This window comes from Streptomyces sp. JN8, from assembly GCF_055808075.1.
Genome location: NZ_CM147852.1, coordinates 6,342,385 through 6,359,842, shown reverse-complemented (window position 1 = coordinate 6,359,842; position 17,458 = coordinate 6,342,385). Strand labels below are relative to the sequence as shown.

Annotated in this window: 17 protein-coding genes; 6 read left to right on the top strand and 11 right to left on the bottom strand. The window is 71.7% G+C overall.

All coding sequences use genetic code 11. From position 1 onward, the window contains the following. Window positions 1-95: 95 nt before the first annotated feature. The 3 genes from ACY0MR_RS28030 to ACY0MR_RS28020 form a co-directional block, all read right to left on the bottom strand. Window positions 96-338 carry a chaplin gene (locus ACY0MR_RS28030; RefSeq protein ID WP_361860627.1) on the bottom strand — a complete coding sequence of 81 codons (243 nt, stop codon included), beginning with the start codon at window positions 336-338 and terminating at the stop codon, window positions 96-98. A 152-nt stretch (window positions 339-490) separates the two neighbouring features. After that, complete coding sequence (locus tag ACY0MR_RS28025; protein WP_361860629.1) at window positions 491-1,135, bottom strand: response regulator transcription factor; 645 nt, start codon at window positions 1,133-1,135, stop codon at window positions 491-493. Next, the gene (locus ACY0MR_RS28020; protein WP_361860632.1) at window positions 1,128-2,273 is read right to left on the bottom strand and encodes a GAF domain-containing sensor histidine kinase; all 1,146 of its coding nucleotides are present in this window, start codon (window positions 2,271-2,273) and stop codon (window positions 1,128-1,130) included. Before ACY0MR_RS28020 ends, ACY0MR_RS28025 begins: the two co-directional genes overlap by 8 nt. A gap of 432 nt (window positions 2,274-2,705) precedes the next feature. On the opposite strand from ACY0MR_RS28020, the gene ACY0MR_RS28015 reads away from it, so the two are divergent. Continuing rightward, window positions 2,706-3,470 (top strand): transglycosylase SLT domain-containing protein, encoded by a 765-nt coding sequence (locus tag ACY0MR_RS28015; RefSeq protein WP_392862842.1) that lies wholly within the window; start codon window positions 2,706-2,708, stop codon window positions 3,468-3,470. Window positions 3,471-3,558: 88 nt separating this feature from the next. Here ACY0MR_RS28015 and ACY0MR_RS28010 read toward each other — a convergent pair whose 3' ends face one another. Next, window positions 3,559-6,153, bottom strand: a complete 2,595-nt coding sequence (locus tag ACY0MR_RS28010; protein ID WP_388807243.1) for an ABC transporter ATP-binding protein/permease — start codon at window positions 6,151-6,153, stop codon at window positions 3,559-3,561. 221 nt (window positions 6,154-6,374) lie between these two features. Here ACY0MR_RS28010 and serB point away from each other — a divergent pair, with 221 nt between their 5' ends. Beyond that, entirely contained in the window at window positions 6,375-7,592 is a 1,218-nt protein-coding gene (gene serB / locus ACY0MR_RS28005; RefSeq protein WP_361860641.1) for a phosphoserine phosphatase SerB, read from the top strand. Window positions 7,593-7,650: 58 nt separating this feature from the next. Here serB and ACY0MR_RS28000 read toward each other — a convergent pair whose 3' ends face one another. From ACY0MR_RS28000 to ACY0MR_RS27985, 4 genes are all read right to left on the bottom strand, one after another. Further along, window positions 7,651-8,169, bottom strand: a complete 519-nt coding sequence (locus tag ACY0MR_RS28000; RefSeq protein ID WP_388807245.1) for a SixA phosphatase family protein — start codon at window positions 8,167-8,169, stop codon at window positions 7,651-7,653. A gap of 35 nt (window positions 8,170-8,204) precedes the next feature. After that, on the bottom strand, window positions 8,205-8,408 hold the full coding sequence (locus tag ACY0MR_RS27995; protein WP_392041955.1) for a hypothetical protein: 204 nt from the start codon (window positions 8,406-8,408) through the stop codon (window positions 8,205-8,207). A 155-nt stretch (window positions 8,409-8,563) separates the two neighbouring features. Further along, window positions 8,564-8,680, bottom strand: coding sequence for an SGM_5486 family transporter-associated protein (locus ACY0MR_RS27990; protein WP_361850393.1), 117 nt, complete (start codon window positions 8,678-8,680; stop codon window positions 8,564-8,566). 17 nt (window positions 8,681-8,697) lie between these two features. Continuing rightward, window positions 8,698-10,011, bottom strand: a complete 1,314-nt coding sequence (locus ACY0MR_RS27985) for a CynX/NimT family MFS transporter (RefSeq protein WP_473556042.1) — start codon at window positions 10,009-10,011, stop codon at window positions 8,698-8,700. 81 nt (window positions 10,012-10,092) lie between these two features. Here ACY0MR_RS27985 and ACY0MR_RS27980 point away from each other — a divergent pair, with 81 nt between their 5' ends. Then, window positions 10,093-10,806, top strand: a complete 714-nt coding sequence (locus tag ACY0MR_RS27980) for a FadR/GntR family transcriptional regulator (protein WP_404079739.1) — start codon at window positions 10,093-10,095, stop codon at window positions 10,804-10,806. Here the strand turns inward: ACY0MR_RS27980 and ACY0MR_RS27975 are convergent. The 3 genes from ACY0MR_RS27975 to fabG all read right to left on the bottom strand — a co-directional run bounded on the left by ACY0MR_RS27975 (window position 10,751) and on the right by fabG (window position 12,817). Further along, window positions 10,751-11,158 (bottom strand): hypothetical protein, encoded by a 408-nt coding sequence (locus tag ACY0MR_RS27975; protein ID WP_361850387.1) that lies wholly within the window; start codon window positions 11,156-11,158, stop codon window positions 10,751-10,753. The two genes, ACY0MR_RS27980 and ACY0MR_RS27975, sit on opposite strands and share 56 nt — an antisense overlap. 163 nt (window positions 11,159-11,321) lie before the next feature. Beyond that, entirely contained in the window at window positions 11,322-12,098 is a 777-nt protein-coding gene (gene fabI, locus ACY0MR_RS27970; RefSeq protein ID WP_361850385.1) for an enoyl-ACP reductase FabI, read from the bottom strand. Window positions 12,099-12,100: 2 nt separating this feature from the next. Beyond that, on the bottom strand, window positions 12,101-12,817 hold the full coding sequence (gene fabG, locus ACY0MR_RS27965; RefSeq protein ID WP_361850383.1) for a 3-oxoacyl-[acyl-carrier-protein] reductase: 717 nt from the start codon (window positions 12,815-12,817) through the stop codon (window positions 12,101-12,103). A gap of 242 nt (window positions 12,818-13,059) precedes the next feature. Between fabG and ACY0MR_RS27960 the strand changes: the two genes are divergently transcribed. The 3 genes from ACY0MR_RS27960 to tyrS all read left to right on the top strand — a co-directional run bounded on the left by ACY0MR_RS27960 (window position 13,060) and on the right by tyrS (window position 17,379). Beyond that, entirely contained in the window at window positions 13,060-14,583 is a 1,524-nt protein-coding gene (locus tag ACY0MR_RS27960; protein ID WP_361850381.1) for a TldD/PmbA family protein, read from the top strand. Window positions 14,584-14,665: 82 nt separating this feature from the next. Further along, window positions 14,666-16,057: a metallopeptidase TldD-related protein gene (locus ACY0MR_RS27955; RefSeq protein ID WP_404079742.1), complete on the top strand. Its 1,392-nt coding sequence runs from the start codon at window positions 14,666-14,668 to the stop codon at window positions 16,055-16,057. A 53-nt stretch (window positions 16,058-16,110) separates the two neighbouring features. Continuing rightward, window positions 16,111-17,379 carry a tyrosine--tRNA ligase gene (gene tyrS, locus ACY0MR_RS27950; protein ID WP_392862850.1) on the top strand — a complete coding sequence of 423 codons (1,269 nt, stop codon included), beginning with the start codon at window positions 16,111-16,113 and terminating at the stop codon, window positions 17,377-17,379. Window positions 17,380-17,458: the final 79 nt, after the last annotated feature.

The window sequence follows — 17,458 nt, the reverse complement described above, 5'->3', positions numbered from 1 at the left end:
GGCTCCGTCCGTGCGCCGGGGGCGGGCGGCACAGGGAGCGCGCGGACCGGCCCCCGGGGGAGGTTCCCCGGGGGCCGGTCCGTCGGTGCGGGCGGTCAGCCGTTGAGGGCGTGGTTGCCGAAGGCCGGGTTGAGCAGGCCGATCACGTTGACCGTGTTGCCGGAGACGTTCACGGGGACGTGGACCGGGACCTGCACCAGGTTGCCGGACGCGACGCCCGGCGAGTGGAGGGCCTGTCCCGTGGCCTCGGCGCCGTGGGCGGAGGCGACACCGGCACCGGCGGCGACGATGCCGCCGGCGACCATGGTGAGGGCAGCGGCCTTCTTGAGGTTCTTCACTTGGTACATCCTCCTGGTCGTCGCTGCGGCCGGTCAGCCGCAGCACGCCATGGAGAACGCGGCACGCCCCGCCGGGTTGCGCCGAACGGGGGACATCCACACGACGGTATGAAGGACAGAACGGTCGTGCGCCCGGCGCATCCGGGGGCGCGTCAGGTGCTGAGGCCGTGGCGGACCGCCCAGAGGGCCGCCTGTGTGCGGTCCGCGAGGTCGAGCTTCATGAGGATGTTCGAGACGTGCGTCTTGACCGTCTTCTCGGAGAGGACGAGCGCGCGGGCGATCTCGCGGTTGGACCGGCCGTCCGCGATCAGGCCGAGGACCTCGCGCTCCCGCTCCGTGAGGGTCGAGCCGCGCCCGGTGCCCCCGTGGGAGTCGTCCTGGGCGAGCAGGGCGCCCGCGACCTCGGGCTGGAGCAGGACGTGCCCGGCGTGTACGGAGCGGATCGCGCCGGCCAGCGCCTCGGGGTCGATGTCCTTGTAGACGTAGCCGGAGGCGCCGGCGCGCAGCGCGGGCACCACCGTCCGCTGCTCGGTGAAGCTGGTGACGACGAGCACCCTCGCGGGGTTGTCGAGCGCGCGCAGCCGCTTCAGCGCCTCGATGCCGTCGGTCCCCGGCATCTTCACGTCCATGAGGACCACGTCGGGGCGGAGCTCCTCGGCCCGGGCGACGCCCTCGGCGCCGTCGGAGGCCTCCCCCACCACCTCTATGTCGTCCTGCACCTCCAGGAAGGTGCGCAGTCCCCTGCGGACCACCTGGTGGTCGTCGACCAGCAGGACACGGATCCGTCCGTCAGCCACCGGGAACCTCCATCTCGATCGTGGTGCCCTCGCCGGGGGCCGAGGTCACGGTGAGCGATCCGCCGACGCCGCCCGCCCGGTCCCGCATGGAGACCAGGCCGAGGTGGCGCCCCGCACTGCGGACCGTACGCGGGTCGAAGCCCTTGCCGTCGTCGGTGACGGTGAGCCGGGCGCCCTGGCCCGCGCGGGTGAGGGCGACGGCGACGCGGGCGGCGTCCGCGTGCCGCAGGGCGTTGTGCAGGGCCTCCTGGGCGACCCGGAGCACGGCCTCCTCCTGTGCGGCGGGCAGCGCCCGGGTGCCGGGGCTCTCGAAGGTGACCCGGGCGGTGTGGGCGCGGTCCAGGACCTGGATGTGGGTGCGGAGGGTGTGGACGAGGCCGTCCTCGTCGAGCGCGGCGGGGCGGAGCTCGACGACGGCGGCGCGGAGCTCGTCGGCGGCCTCGGCGGCGAGCGCGGCCACCTGCTGGAGCTCGCCCTTGGCGCGGGCCGGGTCGCGGTCCACGAGCGCGGCGGCGGCCTGGGCGGTCAGCCGGAGCGAGAAGAGCTTCTGGCTGACGGCGTCGTGCAGCTCGTGGGCCAGGCGGGAGCGCTCCTCGGCGATGGTCAGCTCGCGGCTGCGTTCGTACAGGCGCGCGTTGGTGAGGGCGATGGCCGCGTGCTGGGCCAGGATCGACAGGAGCTCCTCGTCCTCCGCCGTGAAGCCGCAGCCCCCCGTCTCCTTGGCGCAGCGCTTGTTGGCGAGGAAGAGGGCGCCGAGGGTCTCGTCCCCGTCCCTGACGGGGAGGCCGAGGAAGTCGGACATCTCGGGGTGGGCGTCGGGCCAGCCCTCGAAGCGGGGGTCCTCCCGGACGTCGGCGAGCCGCTCGGGCTCGGCCTTGTGGAGCATCGCCGCGAGGATGCCGTGCTGCCGGGGCAGCGGGCCGATCGCCTTCCACTGCTCGTCGCTGACGCCGTCGACCACGAACTGGGCGAAGCCCCCGTGGTCGTCGGGGACGCCCAGGGCCGCGTACTCGGCGTCGAGCAGCTCGCGGGCGGAGGCGACGATCGTCTTGAGGACGTCGCGGACCTCCAGACGGCGGCTCATCGCGAGGAGCGCGGTGCTCACGGCGGCCAGGCCGGAGCTCGGTCGGTGGCTCATGTGCTCACCGTACCGGCGGGCCGTGACGGTCCGTATCCGTCCGGAGACCGCGGAGGAGGGGGACCGGAGACCTAGGTCGGAGGGTCGCGGGGGTTCTGTCCTCCTTGCGGAGGAGGGGACTTACCCTGCGCATTGCTCACGCAACGCCTGGTCAGTTCGTTACGTGCCCGATGTGAGCCCGCGCATAGGACCCAGGTCACTTACGAACCACCCTAGTGGACCCCGGAAGGGCGGGGCAGGGTGGTGTGAGACGGACATAAGGGCGCTTCTGTGGCTCGTGCACGGGCCCCTGATCCACTACCCGGGATCGTACGTCACACCTTTGCCACAGCATTTTGCGGCCGCTAAGAATTGCCCTCGTCGCCGCCGATGAAGGCGCAGCGCCGCCCCGGCCGTGCGACGACCCCCAGCGATGCGAAGAGGTAGTCCGTTATGTCTGCGAACACCCCTGGCCACACTCGTGGTCTGAAGAAGACCCACAAGGCCGCGATCGCCGGCGTCGCCGCTCTGGGCGCCGCCGCGCTCACCCTGTCCCTGGTGCCCCACAACGGCTCCACCGAGACCGAGCCCCAGGCTCTCTCCGGTACGCAGCAGGTGGCCTGGTCGTACAACGAGAACAGCCCCCAGGCGAAGGCCCTGGCGGCCAGCGTCACCGAGCAGCAGACCACCGTCGGTCTGAAGGCCCAGCAGGAGGCCGCGGCGAAGGCCAAGGCCGCCGCCAAGGCGAAGGCCGACGCGGCCGCGAAGGCCAAGGCGGACGCCCAGGCCAAGGCCGCCGCGAAGGCGAAGGCCGCCGCGAAGGCCAAGGCCGACGCGAAGAAGCGCGCCGCGGCGAAGGCGGCCGCGAGCCGTTCCGTGGCCCGTACCCCCGTCTTCGCGAACAACCTCGACGGCTGGATCCGCGAGGCCCTGTTCATCATGGACAAGCACAACATCCCGGGCACGTACAACGGCCTGCACAAGAACATCATGCGGGAGTCCAGCGGCAACCCGCGGGCCATCAACAACTGGGACATCAACGCCATCAACGGCGTCCCGTCGAAGGGCCTGCTGCAGGTCATCTACCCGACCTTCAAGGCCTACCACATCCCCGGCACCAAGTTCGACCAGTACGACCCGGTCGCCAACCTCGTCGCCGCCGCCAACTACGCGGCCGACCGCTACGGCTCGATCGACAACGTCAACAGCGCGTACTGACCGGACCCGGTCACCCGCTGTCGTACGCCGAAGGGCGGCACCCCCCGCACTGGGGGTGCCGCCCTTCGGCGTACGGTCGCTCAGCCGATCACTTGCGCATGACCTCGGGCTCGTGGCGGCGCAGCAGACGCGCCACGGCGACGCAGCAGACGGCCGCCATGAACAGCTGGATGCCGAGGTCGAGGCTCCACTGGCCGACCGTGTGCTCCCACAGCGGGTCGGTGTTGGCGGGGTTCTTCTGGTCCCACGGCGGCATCAGGTGGGCCAGGTCCAGGGTGGCGCCCGCGCCGGCGATGCCCCAGCGGGAGGGCATGAGCCAGGCGAACTGCTCCAGGCCGGGCGAGTCGTACACCTGGAAGAGGATGCCGGTGAACACGACCTGGATGATCGCGAACATGACGAGCAGCGGCATGGTCTTCTCTGCGGTCTTCACCAGGGCGGAGATGACCAGGCCGACCATCATCGAGGTCAGGCCGAGACCGATGACCTGGATGCACAGCTCGACGGCCGGCGGCATCAGCAGGCCCTCTTCGGGCAGCGCGCGGGTCGAGAAGCCGATGGCGCAGATGATCACGCCCTGGAGGGCCGTGATCACGCCGAGGACGATGACCTTGGACATCAGGTACGCGGAGCGGGACAGGCCGACGGCGCGCTCCCGCTCGTAGATCACCCGTTCCTTGATCAGCTCACGGACCGAGTTGGCGGCGCCGCTGAAGCACATGCCGACCGCGAGGATCAGCATGATCGTGCCGGCGTCGCCGTTGAACCGGGACGGGGGCGTGGGCTTCCCGAGGCCGAAGTCGGCGGGGATGACCACGGACACCGCGCCGAGGACCGCCGGCAGGATCACCATCAGGGCCATGAAGCCCACGTCGGAGGCGATGACGGAGACGTAGCGGCGGATCAGGGTCCACAGCTGGGAGCCCCAGCCCTGCGGCTTCGGCGGTCTGGACATCGCCTGCTGCGGCATCTGGACGGGCTGCGCGGCGACGGCGTCGATGTCGGCGGCGTACAGCTGGTAGTGCTGCGAGCCCTTCCAGCGGCCGGCCCAGTCGTAGTCGCGGTAGTTCTCGAAGGCGGAGAAGACGTCGGCCCAGGTGGAGTAGCCGAAGAAGTTCAGCGCCTCGTCCGGCGGGCCGAAGTAGGCCACCGAGCCGCCGGGGGCCATGACGAGCAGCTTGTCGCAGAGGCCCAGCTCGGCCACCGAGTGGGTGACGACGAGGACCGTGCGGCCGTCGTCGGCCAGACCGCGCAGCAGCTGCATGACGTCGCGGTCCATGCCCGGGTCGAGGCCGGAGGTCGGCTCGTCCAGGAAGATCAGCGACGGCTTGGTGAGAAGCTCCAGGGCGACCGACACGCGCTTGCGCTGACCACCGGAGAGGGAGGTGACCTTCTTCTCCTTGTGGATGTCGAGCTTGAGCTCGCGGAGCACCTCGCCGATGCGGGCCTCGCGCTCGGCCGTCGCGGTGTCGCCGGGGAAGCGGAGCTTGGCCGCGTAGCGCAGCGCCTTCTGGACGGTCAGCTCCTTGTGCAGGATGTCGTCCTGCGGGACCAGGCCGATGCGCTGGCGCAGCTCGGCGAACTGCTTGTAGAGGCTCCGGTTGTCGTAGAGGACGTCGCCCTCGTTGGCCGGGCGGTAGCCGGTCAGCGCCTTGAGCAGCGTGGACTTTCCGGAGCCGGAGGGGCCGATGACGCCGATCAGCGACTTCTCGGGGACGCCGAAGGAGACGTCCTTGAGGATCTGCTTGCCGCCGTCGACGGTGACCGTGAGGTGGCGGGCCGAGAAGGAGACGGAGCCGGTGTCGACGAACTCCTCGAGCTGGCCGCCGACGAGGCGGAAGGTCGAGTGGCCGACGCCGACGATGTCCTGCGGGCCGAGCAGGGCGGAGCCGCCCTTGGTGATCGGCTGGCCGTTGACGTACGTGCCGTTGTGCGAGCCGAGGTCGCGGATCTCGAAGCGTCCGTCGGGCGTCGCGTGGAACTCGGCGTGGTGCCGCGAGACCTGGAGGTCGGAGACGACCAGCTCGTTCTCGAGGGCACGGCCGATGCGCATGACGTGGCCGAGGGCCAGCTGGTGGAACGTGGTGGGGCTGCGGTCGGCGTAGGCCGCCGAGGGCCCCGCGGCGCCGCCTCCCTGCCCGGGCACCTTCTGCGCCAGCTGCTCGACGGGGCCGCCGTGGCCCTGCTGGGGCGGGACCTGCTGCCGTGCGGCCTGCGGCTGCCCGGGCTGCGGGCCCTGCTGCTGCCAGTTCTGCTGCTGGGCCTGCGGCGGGGCCTGGTGCGTGATCCACTCGGCCTGGGCGGCCTGCTCCGCCGCCTGGTGGGCCGGGACCTGGTGGGCCGGTGCCTGCTGGACCGGCGGGGCCTGTCGCTGCGACGGGGCGGCGGCGAGATTCAGCCGGGGGCCGTCGGTGGCGTTGCCGAGGTTGAGGGCCGAGCCGGGCCCGATCTCCACCTGGTGGACGCGCTGCCCCCGCAGGAAGGTGCCGTTCGTCGAGCCGTGGTCCTCGATGACCCAACTGCGGCCGCCCCAGCTGATGGTGGCGTGGCGCCACGAGACCCTGGCGTCGTCGATGACCAGGTCGCCCTGCGGGTCGCGGCCCAGGGTGTACGACCTGGACGGATCGAGCGTCCAGGTCCTTCCGTTCAATTCCAGTACGAGTTCTGGCACTCCATGCCCCACTACTTGTCCCCCGATGTACCCCCGTCGCGGGGAGTCCAGGGATGCGAATCATCCGGGGGAACTATTTCAGGCCCGGTCCCCTCTCCGAAAGTCGGGCCGCGTGAAGACCCGGCGCAGGGTCGCCGGGGGCGCTCCCCCGGCCGGGCCCGGGGCGGCTCGGGTGTCCGCTGGTCGGGACGGGGGGTCGGGGGGCGCGCGCCGCCCGATACGGTGGAACCACCATGAGCGCATCGCAGACCTCAGACGTTCCCACTCTTCTCGTCAAGATCTTCGGGAAGGACCGTCCCGGGATCACCGCGGGACTCTTCGACACCCTCGCCGCCTACTCCGTCGACGTCGTGGACATCGAGCAGGTGGTCTCCCGCGGCCGCCTCGTCCTGTGCGCGCTCGTCACCGAGCCGACCGTCGCCTCGCAGGGCGAGCTCCGCGCGACCGTGCACAGCTGGGCCGAGTCGCTGAAGCTCCAGGCCGAGATCATCTCCGGGACCGGCGACAACCGTCCCCGCGGTGAGGGGCGCTCGCACGTGACCGTGCTCGGCAACCCGCTGACGGCGGAGCAGACGGCGGCCATAGCGGCCAGGATCGCGGAGGCCGGCGGCAACATCGACCGTGTCTTCCGGCTGGCGAAGTACCCGGTCACCGCCGTCGAGTTCGCCGTGTCCGGCTGCGCGACCGAGCCGCTGCGGACCGCCCTGGCCACCCAGGCGCACAGCATCGGGGTGGATGTGGCGGTGGTCTCCGCGGGGCTGCACCGGCGGGCCCAGCGGCTCGTCGTCATGGACGTCGACTCGACCCTGATCCAGGACGAGGTGATCGAGCTCTTCGCGGCGCACGCCGGCTGCGAGGACCAGGTCGCCGAGGTGACGGCCGCCGCGATGCGCGGCGAGCTGGACTTCGAGCAGTCGCTCCACGCGCGCGTGGAGCTGCTCGCCGGCCTCGACGCCTCGGTGGTCGACAAGGTGCGCTCCGAGGTGCGGATGACGCCCGGCGCCAGGACCCTGATCCGCACGCTCAAGCGGCTCGGCTACCAGGTGGGGGTCGTGTCGGGCGGGTTCACGCAGGTCACCGACGATCTGAAGGAGCGGCTGGGGCTGGACTTCGCCTCGGCCAACACCCTGGAGATCGTGGACGGGAAGCTGACGGGGCGGGTGACCGGCGAGATCGTGGACCGGGCGGGCAAGGCGCGGCTGCTGCGCCGGTTCGCGGCGGAGGCGGGGGTGCCGCTGGCGCAGACCGTGGCGATCGGCGACGGGGCGAACGACCTGGACATGCTGAACGCGGCCGGTCTCGGCGTGGCGTTCAACGCGAAGCCGGTGGTGCGCGAGGCCGCGCACACGGCGGTGAACGTGCCGTTCCTGGACACCGTGCTGTACCTGCTGGGGATCACCCGCGAGGAGGTCGAGGCGGCGGACGGCGGCGCGGAGGACCTGCTGCACTGAGCCCGTACGCGGAAGGGCCCGGCCGTCGGGTGACGGCCGGGCCCTTCCGCGTACGGGCTCAGGCGTGCGGGGTCCAGAAGTCGACGAGGCGTCCGGCGCCGTGCTCCAGGGACTTCCACGAGCCGTCGAAGGCGACGACGGCGAAGGCGGAGGTCGGGAAGCCGCTGCGGGTCATCCGGGACAGGGTGTCGCCCTCGGCCCGGCCCGCGAGGGCGTCGGCGAGGGCGTGCATGCCGGGGTTGTGGCCGATGACGAGGAGGTCGGACACGTCCTCGGAGGTCTCGTTGAGCAGGGCGATGAGCTCGCCGAGCGAGGCCTCGTACAGCCGGTCCTCGTAGACGGTCTTCGGGCGCTCGGGGAGGGCCTGCACGGCCAGCTTCCAGGTCTCGCGGGTCCGGGTGGCGGTGGAGCAGAGGGCCAGGTCGAAGGCGATGCCGGTCTCGGCGAGGCGGCGGCCGACGACGGGGGCGTCCGCGCGGCCCCGGTCGGCGAGGGGGCGCTCGTGGTCGGACTCCTGGTTCCAGTCCGCCTTCGCGTGTCGGAGCAGCACGATCCTGCGGGGTGTGTCGACGCTCATGGTGCTCAGCTTCGCACGGATCGGGCCGCGCCGACTCAGAGTGAGAGCGTTTGCCGGACCAGCTCCAGGAACCCTCCGACCCCCGGGGCACCGGCCGTCGCGTGGGTCTCACCCGACCCGCTCATCAGCAGAAGGAGGGCGAGGAAGGCGGCCGCCGGGAGGGCGAGGGCCCACCAGGGCAGCCGGGTGTCGCCGCCGGTCGCGCCGGCTCGGACGCGGGTGGACGTGTGGGCCGACATGACCGCCTCCGTGGGTGAGGGCTCCGCTTCCCTGTCGTGTCCACCGTAGGGATCGCGGACCGCTCGTCCCATCCGGTGATCCACCCACTTCACCCTGAGTCCCGCCCCCTAGGGGATGCGGGGGTCAGCCCCCTTCCGGGGCGCGGGATCGAGTGTCAGGGGGAGGCGATCGAGGCGATGACGCCGATGACGACCGTGATGCCGATCATCGCGCCGAACACGAGGAGCAGCTTCTTCTGGCCGTTGGGGGGAGTGGGTTCGAGAACGGGCATGACGACAGTCTCGCATCTCAGCATTCGTCCTCGACGGTCCGGTCCCTCCCCGCCAGGGTTCCGATGATCATCTGCGGCACCATGAGCCCGCCCATGAGGGCGATGGGGAGTCCCCAGCCGCCGCTGTGCTGGTAGAGGACGCCGACGAGGAGGGGGCCGGGGATGGAGATGAGGTAGCCGACGCTCTGCGCGAAGGCGGAGAGCCGGACGACTCCCGCGCCGGTGCGCGAGCGCATGCCGATCATGGTGAGGGCGAGCGGGAAGGAGCAGTTGGAGACGCCGAGGAGGACCGCCCAGAACCAGGCTCCGGCGGAGGGGGCGAGGAAGAGGCCGGTGTAGCCGGCGAGGCCGCAGAGGCCGAGGGCGACGACGATCGGACCCTGGTTCTTCATGCGGGTGGCGAGCCGGGGGATCACGAAGGCGAGCGGGACGCCCATGACCATCGTGACGGCGAGGAGGACGCCCGCGGTGGAGGCGGGGACGCCGGCGTCACGGAAGATCTGCGGCATCCAGCCCATGGTGATGTAGGCGCCGGTGGCCTGGAGGCCGAAGTAGCAGCCGAGGGCCCAGGCGGTGCGGCTGCGGGTGACGCGGGGGGCGGGGGCCTCGGTCGTGGCGGCGGCTGTCGCTGAAAGTGCGGCGGCGCGGTCCCGGTCGCGTACGAGCGGGATCCAGGGCAGGACGGCCAGTGCGGCGACGGCCGCCCAGACGCCGAGGCCGATGCGCCAGTCGCCGCCGAGGGCCGCGGTCATGGGGACGGTCGCGGCCGCGGCGACGGAGGTACCGAGGGCGAGGGCCATGGAGTAGAGGCCGGTCATGCTGCCGATGCGGTCGGGGAAGTACCGCTTGACGATGACCGGCATCAGGACGTTGCTGACGGCGATGCCCATGAGGGCCAGGGCGCTGGCGGCGAGGAAGCCGACGGTGCCGCCCGCGAAGGGGCGCAGGACCAGGCCGGCGAAGATCGCGGCCATGCCGGCGCAGACGACGGCGGCGGGGCCGAAGCGGCGGGCGAGGCGCGGGGCGGTGATGCCGAAGACGGCGAAGCAGAGCGGCGGGACGGAGGTGAGGACGCCGGCGACGGTGCCGCTCATGTGGAGGTCCGCGCTGACCTCTTCGAGGAGGGCGCCGAGGCTGGTGATGGCGGGCCGGAGGTTGAGGGCGGCCAGGACGAGTCCGACGGTGACGAGGCCCAGGGTCCAGCGCTGCGCCCGCCCCGGTGCGGGAGAATCGCCGGTGACGGCGGCTCCGCGCGGGGTCGTGATGGCCGCCGGAGCGGTGGCCGTGGCCGGTCGTGCGGCGGGGTCGAGGGTCTTCGGCTCGTCAGGCATGGAGCCATCATAGAATCATGGGATGATTGGTTGTCCAATCCCGAACGGCTTGGGCGACCCGAACGAATGGGAAGGTGCTCCATGGCCCTCGGCCACCCCCGGCGCGCAGGCCTCTCCGACCAGGTGATCGCCGAACTGCGGAACCAGATCACCTCCGGCGAGTGGCCGGTGGGTTCGCGGATCCCGACCGAGCCCGAGCTGGTCGAGCAGCTGGGCGTGGCCCGCAACACCGTGCGCGAGGCGGTCCGGGCCCTGGCGCACAACGGACTCCTCGACATCCGCCAGGGCTCCGGGACGTACGTCGTCGCCACCAGCGAGCTGGCGGGCGTGATGCACCGCCGGTTCGCCGGCTCCGACCCCCGGCACGTCGCCGAGCTGCGCTCGACCCTGGAGTCCGCCGCGGCGCGGCTCGCGGCCGCGCGGCGCGGCGAGCGCGACCTGAAGCAGCTCGACGCCCTGCTGCTCCGCCGGGAGGAGGCCTGGGAGTCGGGGGACGCGGAGCGGTTCGTGTCCGCCGACGCGACCTTCCACCACGCGGTCGTCGCCGCCTCGGGCAACGAGGTGCTCACCGAGCTCTACGCGGACCTGGGCGACCTGCTGCGGGAGTGGCTGCGCGACGACGTGGGGCAGGAGCTGCTGCCGGAGAACCGGATGGACCACGGGCGACTGGTGGACGCGATCCGGGAGGGCGACGCGGAGCGGGCCGGTGCGGAGGCGGCCGGCTACCCCTACATGTGCCTCAGGAACCCCGCACCGGAGCCGGGTCGGGAGTCCCGTCCGCCGGCTGGTGCGTGATCCAGGCGGACCGGACCTCCTTCCAGCAGCGGCCGGTGACACTGCCGTAGTCGGCCGGGGCGACCTCCACGGGGGCGCTGTCGGAGTCGACGTCCCACCAGCGCTCGCACTCGACGTGGAGCCGGATCCGGTCGGTGCGGGGGTACGGGTTCTGGCAGTGGGCGGTGACGGTGGAGCCCTGGACGACGGTGCGGCAGGAGGCTCCGAAGTCCTCCTTCTCGTCCGCCGGCGCGGCCGCGGGCGCTTCCTCGGCCGGGGCGGGGGCCGCCCGCACCTCGGCGGCGACGGCTGTCCCGGTGAGCAGTACGGCGACGGAGACGAACGCGCCGAACCCGTGACGTATCGCGTACATGCCCGCACCTCCTCCCCGTCAGCAGCAGAAGCATCGCGCTCTGCCCCAGTCTGGGGTGGTTCGTTCGACTTTTCGAGTCGTGCAGGGGTTGCGGAACGGCGAGGGCCGTGTGTCCGCCCCGGTCGGGGCGGACACACGGCCCTGGTGCTACGGCGAGGAGCGGTTACGCGCCGATGGCGTGCAGACCGCCGTCCACGTGGATGATCTCGCCCGTGGTCTTCGGGAACCAGTCGGAGAGCAGCGCGACGATGCCGCGGCCGGCCGGCTCCGGGTCCGTGAGCTCCCACTCCAGCGGGGAGCGGCTGTCCCAGACGGAGGCCAGCTCGCCGAAGCCGGGGATCGACTTCGCGGCCATCGAGCCGAGCGGGCCCGCCGAGATCAGGTTGCAGCGGATGTTCTGCTTGCCCAGGTCACGGGCCATGTAGCGGCTGGTGGCCTCCAGGGCGGCCTTGGCCGGGCCCATCCAGTCGTACTGCGGCCAGGCGAACTTGGCGTCGAAGGTGAGGCCGACGACCGAGCCGCCCTCGCTCATCAGCGGCAGCAGCGCCATCGTCAGCGACTTCAGGGAGAAGGCGGAGACGTGCATGGCGGTGGCCACGGACTCGAACGGGGTGTTGAGGAAGTTGCCGCCGAGGGCGTCCTGCGGCGCGAAGCCGATGGAGTGCACGATGCCGTCGAGGCGGTCGCCCAGGTGCTCGCGGACCTGGCCCTCCAGGCGGGCGAGGTGCTCGTCGTTCGAGACGTCGAGCTCCAGGACCTTGACCTTGTCCGGGTGCGGCAGCTTCTTGGCGATGCGCTCGGTCAGCGTCGGCCGCGGCCAGGCGGTGAGGATGATCTCCGCGCCCTGCTCCTGGGCCAGCTTGGCGGCGTGGAAGGCGATGGAGGACTCCATCAGCACACCGGTGATGAGGATGCGCTTGCCCTCGAGAATTCCGCTCATGGTCAGTGACCCATGCCCAATCCGCCGTCAACCGGGATGACGGCTCCAGTGATGTACGAGGCGTCGTCGGAGGCGAGGAACTTCACCGCGGCGGCGATCTCCTCCGGCTGGGCGTAGCGGCCCAGCGGCACCTGGGACACGATGCCCGCGCGCTGCTCGTCGGTGAGCACGGCGGTCATGTCGGTGTCGACGAAACCAGGGGCGACGACGTTGAAGGTGATGTTGCGGGAGCCGAGCTCACGCGCGAGGGAGCGGGCGAAGCCCACCAGACCCGCCTTGGAGGCGGCGTAGTTGGCCTGGCCCGCGGAGCCCAGCAGACCGACCACCGAGGAGATGAGGACGACGCGGCCCTTCTTGGCGCGCAGCATCCCGCGGTTGGAGCGCTTGACGACCCGGAAGGTGCCGGTGAGGTTGGTGTCGACGACGGAGGTGAAGTCCTCCTCGGACATCCGCATGAGGAGCTGGTCCTTCGTCACACCGGCGTTGGCCACGAGGACCTCCACCGGACCGTGCTTCTCCTCGATCTCCTTGTAGGCCCGGTCGACCTGCTCGGAGTCGGTGATGTCGCATTTGACGGCGAGGAAGCCGTCCTTCTCCAGCTCGGCGGGGTCGCCGGAGCGGTACGTGATCGCGACCTTGTCGCCGGACTCGGCGAACGCGCGGGCGATGGCGAGGCCGATGCCCCGGTTTCCTCCGGTGACGAGAACCGAGCGGCTCAACGGATCACCCTTTCGATAGCGGTCTGGTAGCCGAAAACCTATCGGTATCGCTCCCGACATGAGGAATCGACCTCCGACAGTGGCGCCCGGGTGTCACTGTCGGGTCCCTACAGCTCAGGCCGCCCCGCGTCACGTAATGCGCCGACTCCGCGCGGCGTCCCGTGATTGACTTCCGTCGCAGATCAACGACAGCTCCATCCTGCTCGACCCCAGTCTTCCGATCACCGAGAGCGAGGCCGCTCGTGGTCCACCAGATCGACCCTTCGTTCGTCGCGCTGCCCCTGCGGGCGCTCGCCGACGCGGCGCTCGCCCGGGCGCGCGCGCTCGGCGCCGAGCACGCGGACTTCCGCCTGGAGCGGGTGCGCAGCGCCTCCTGGCGGCTGCGCGACGCCAAACCGTCCGGTTCCTCGGACACCACGGACCTCGGCTACGCGGTGCGGGTGGTGCACGGCGGCGCCTGGGGCTTCGCGTCCGGTGTCGACCTGACCATGGACGGAGCCGCCAAGGTCGCCTCGCAGGCGGTCGCCATGGCCAAGCTGTCCGCCAAGGTGATCGCGGCGGCCGGGTCCGACGAGCGCGTGGAGCTCGCGGCGGAGCCGGTGCACGAGGAGCGCACCTGGGTCTCCTCGTACGAGATCGACCCCTTCTCCATCCCCGCCGAGGAGAAGAGCGCGCTGCTCGCGGACTGGAGCGCGCGGCTGCTGCGGGCGGAGGGCGTGGCACACGTGGACGCCTCGCTGCTGACCGTGCACGAGAACAAGTTCTACGCGGACACGGCCGGCACCGTGACCACCCAGCAGCGCGTCCGGCTGCACCCCCAGCTGACGGCCGTCGCCGTCGACGGGACGACCGGCGAGTTCGACTCGATGCGGACGATCGCGCCGCCGGTCGGGCGGGGCTGGGAGTACCTGACGGGCACCGGCTGGGACTGGGACAAGGAGCTGGACGAGATCCCGGGCCTGCTCGCGGAGAAGATGCGGGCGCCGAGCGTGGAGGCGGGCCGGTACGACCTGGTCGTGGACCCGTCGAACCTCTGGCTGACCATCCACGAGTCCATCGGCCACGCCACCGAGCTGGACCGGGCGCTCGGCTACGAGGCGGCGTACGCCGGCACGTCCTTCGCGACCTTCGACCAGCTGGGCAAGCTGGCGTACGGCTCCTCGATCATGAACGTGACGGGCGACCGGACGGCCGAGCACGGTCTGGCGACCGTCGGGTTCGACGACGAGGGCGTCGAGGCGCAGAGCTGGGACCTGGTGAAGGACGGCACGCTCGTCGGCTACCAGCTGGACCGGCGGATCGCGAAGCTCACCGGCCTGGGCCGGTCGAACGGCTGCGCCTTCGCCGACTCCCCCGGACACGTGCCGGTGCAGCGGATGGCGAACGTCTCCCTCCAGCCCGACCCGGGCGGCCTGTCGACCGAGGACCTGATCGGGGGCGTGGAGCGCGGGATCTACGTGGTCGGCGACCGGTCCTGGTCGATCGACATGCAGCGCTACAACTTCCAGTTCACCGGGCAGCGCTTCTTCCGCATCGAGAACGGCCGGCTCGCCGGGCAGCTGAGGGACGTGGCCTACCAGGCGACGACCACCGACTTCTGGGGCTCGATGGAGCAGGTCGGCGGCCCGCAGACGTACGTCCTCGGCGGCGCCTTCAACTGCGGCAAGGCCCAGCCGGGCCAGGTCGCGGCCGTCTCGCACGGCTGCCCCTCCGCCCTCTTCCGGGGCGTCAACATCCTGAACACGACGCAGGAGGCCGGACGATGAGCGCTCGCCACACGATTCGCCGGGGGTCCGGGGGTCGTCCCCCGGGCAAGCACCGTCTGAACACGACGCAGGAGGCCGGACGATGAGCCGCGTCAGCAAGCCGTACGAGATCGTCGAGCGGGCCCTGGAGCTGTCCCGGGCCGACGGGTGCGTGGTGATCGCCGACGAGGAGTCCTCGGCGAACCTGCGGTGGGCGGGGAACGCGCTCACCACCAACGGGGTGACCCGCGGCCGTACCCTCACCGTCATCGCGACCGTCGACGGCGCGCAGGGCACCGCCTCCGGTGTCGTGTCGCGGTCCGCGGTGACCGTCGACGACCTGGAGCCGCTGGTGCGGGCCGCCGAGGCCGCCGCGCGGGCCGCCGGGCCCGCCGAGGACGCGCAGCCGCTGGTGGCGGACGTGCCCGCGTCGCCCGACTTCACGGACGCGCCGGCGGAGACCTCCTCCGCGGTCTTCGCCGACTTCGCGCCGGCGCTCGGCGAGGCCTTCGCCCGCGCCCGGGCCGGCGGCCGCGAGCTGTACGGCTTCGCCAACCACGAGCTGACCTCCACCTACCTGGGGACCTCCACGGGTCTGCGGCTCCGCCACGACCAGCCCAACGGCACCCTGGAGCTGAACGCCAAGTCTCCCGACCGGTCCCGCTCGGCCTGGGCGGGACGGGCGACGCGGGACTTCAAGGACGTCGACCCGGCCGCCCTCGACGCCGACCTCGCGACCCGGCTCGGCTGGGCGGAGCGCCGCATCGAGCTGCCCGCCGGGCGGTACGAGACGCTGCTGCCGCCGACGGCCGTGGCCGACCTGCTGATCTACCAGCTGTGGTCCTCCGCGGCCCGGGACGCGGTCGAGGGCCGTACCGTCTTCTCCAAGCCCGGTGGCGGCACCCGGCTCGGCGAGACCCTGTCGCCGCTGCCGCTGACCCTGCGCAGCGACCCGAACGAGCCGGGCCTGGAGTCCGCGCCGTTCGTCGTCGCGCACTCCTCGGGCGACGACTCCTCGGTCTTCGACAACGGCCTGCCGATCGCCCCGACGGAATGGGTGCGGGACGGAAGGCTGGAGCGTCTGATCACCACCCGGCACTCGGCGGAACTCACCGGCCTGCCGGTGGCCCCCGGAGCGGGGAACCTGATCCTGGACGGCGGCGGCGAGCGCTCCCTGGAGGAGATGGTCGCCTCGACGGAGCGGGGCCTGCTCCTCACCTGCCTCTGGTACATCCGCGAGGTCGACCCGGCGACGCTGCTGCTCACCGGGCTGACCCGGGACGGCGTCTACCTCGTCGAGAACGGCGAGGTGGTCGGCGAGGTGAACAACTTCCGGTTCAACGAGTCGCCGGTGGACCTGCTGTCGCGGGCCTCCGAGGCGGGCCGGACGGAGAAGACGCTGCCGCGCGAGTGGAGCGACTGGTTCACCCGGGCGGCGATGCCCGCCCTGCGGATCCCCGACTTCAACATGAGCTCGGTCAGCAAGGGGGTCTGACCCACCTAGACTGAGACGTCTTTTCCCATCGCACGCACAAGGAGACGGACGACGTGACCGACATCGTCGACGAGCTGAAGTGGCGCGGGCTCTTCGCCCAGTCCACCGACGAGGACGCACTGCGCAAGGCTCTCGCGGACGGTCCCGTCACCTTCTATTGCGGTTTCGACCCGACCGCGGCCAGTCTCCACGTCGGCCACCTGGTCCAGGTCCTCACCGTCCGCCGGCTCCAGCAGGCCGGGCACCGGCCGCTGGCGCTGGTCGGCGGGGCCACCGGGCAGATCGGCGACCCGCGGCCGACGGCGGAGCGCACCCTGAACGACCCCGAGACGGTCGCGAACTGGGTGAACCGGCTGCGGACGCAGATCGAGCCGTTCCTCTCCTTCGAGGGGGAGAACGCCGCGGTCATGGTGAACAACCTGGACTGGACCGCCGGAATGTCCGCGATCGAGTTCCTGCGGGACATCGGCAAGCACTTCCGGGTCAACAAGATGCTGACCAAGGACTCCGTGGCCCGGCGCCTGGAGTCCGAGCAGGGCATCAGCTACACGGAGTTCAGCTACCAGCTGCTCCAGGCGATGGACTTCCTGGAGCTGTACCGGCGCTACGGCTGCACGCTCCAGCAGGGCGGCTCCGACCAGTGGGGCAACCTGGTGGCCGGCCTCGACCTGATCCACCGGCTGGAGCCGGGCGTCGAGGCGCACGCGCTGGCGACCCCGCTGATGGTCAAGGCGGACGGCACCAAGTTCGGCAAGACCGAGGGCGGCGCCGTCTGGCTCGACCCGGAGATGACGACGCCGTACGCGTTCTACCAGTTCTGGCTGAACGTGGACGACCGGGACATCTCGACGTACATGCGGATCCTCTCCTTCAAGCCCCGCGAGGAGCTGGAGGAGCTGGAGCGGCAGACCGCCGAGCGGCCGCAGGCCCGCGCCGCGCAGCGCGCGCTGGCCGAGGAGCTGACCGCGCTGGTGCACGGCGCGGACCAGTGCGCGGCCGTCATCGACGCCTCCAAGGCGCTGTTCGGCCAGGGCGACCTGGCGGAGCTGGACGAGGCGACGCTGGCCGCCGCCCTGTCCGAGCTCCCGCACGCGCGGGTGACGGAGCTGGGCCAGGTCGTCGACCTGTTCACCGAGGTCGGTCTGGCCCCGAGCAAGTCGGGCGCCCGCCGCACGGTGAAGGAGGGCGGGGCGTACGTGAACAACGTGAAGGTCACCGCCGAGGACGCCGAGGTGTCGGCGGACGAGCTGCTGCACGGCCGCTGGCTGGTGCTGCGGCGCGGCAAGAAGAACCTGGCGGCGATCGAGTTCACCGGCGCCTGACGCACGTCACGCAGGGAGGCCCGGTACGGCACACCACGTGCCGTACCGGGCCTCCCGGCGTACGGGGTCGGGACTGGAG

Bases quoted from the DNA above. Each gene is read 5' to 3' on its own strand.
- ACY0MR_RS27990 (WP_361850393.1), bottom strand. From the start codon at position 8,680: ATGCCCGTTCTCGAACCCACTCCCCCCAACGGCCAGAAGAAGCTGCTC.
- ACY0MR_RS27980 (WP_404079739.1), top strand. From the start codon at position 10,093: ATGGCCCTCGGCCACCCCCGGCGCGCAGGCCTCTCCGACCAGGTGATC.
- fabI (WP_361850385.1), bottom strand. From the start codon at position 12,098: ATGAGCGGAATTCTCGAGGGCAAGCGCATCCTCATCACCGGTGTGCTG.
- serB (WP_361860641.1), top strand. From the start codon at position 6,375: ATGAGCGCATCGCAGACCTCAGACGTTCCCACTCTTCTCGTCAAGATC.
- ACY0MR_RS27955 (WP_404079742.1), top strand. From the start codon at position 14,666: ATGAGCCGCGTCAGCAAGCCGTACGAGATCGTCGAGCGGGCCCTGGAG.
- ACY0MR_RS27995 (WP_392041955.1), bottom strand. From the start codon at position 8,408: ATGTCGGCCCACACGTCCACCCGCGTCCGAGCCGGCGCGACCGGCGGC.
- ACY0MR_RS27975 (WP_361850387.1), bottom strand. From the start codon at position 11,158: ATGTACGCGATACGTCACGGGTTCGGCGCGTTCGTCTCCGTCGCCGTA.
- ACY0MR_RS28000 (WP_388807245.1), bottom strand. From the start codon at position 8,169: ATGAGCGTCGACACACCCCGCAGGATCGTGCTGCTCCGACACGCGAAG.
- ACY0MR_RS27985 (WP_473556042.1), bottom strand. From the start codon at position 10,011: ATGCCTGACGAGCCGAAGACCCTCGACCCCGCCGCACGACCGGCCACG.
- ACY0MR_RS28020 (WP_361860632.1), bottom strand. From the start codon at position 2,273: ATGAGCCACCGACCGAGCTCCGGCCTGGCCGCCGTGAGCACCGCGCTC.
- ACY0MR_RS28015 (WP_392862842.1), top strand. From the start codon at position 2,706: ATGTCTGCGAACACCCCTGGCCACACTCGTGGTCTGAAGAAGACCCAC.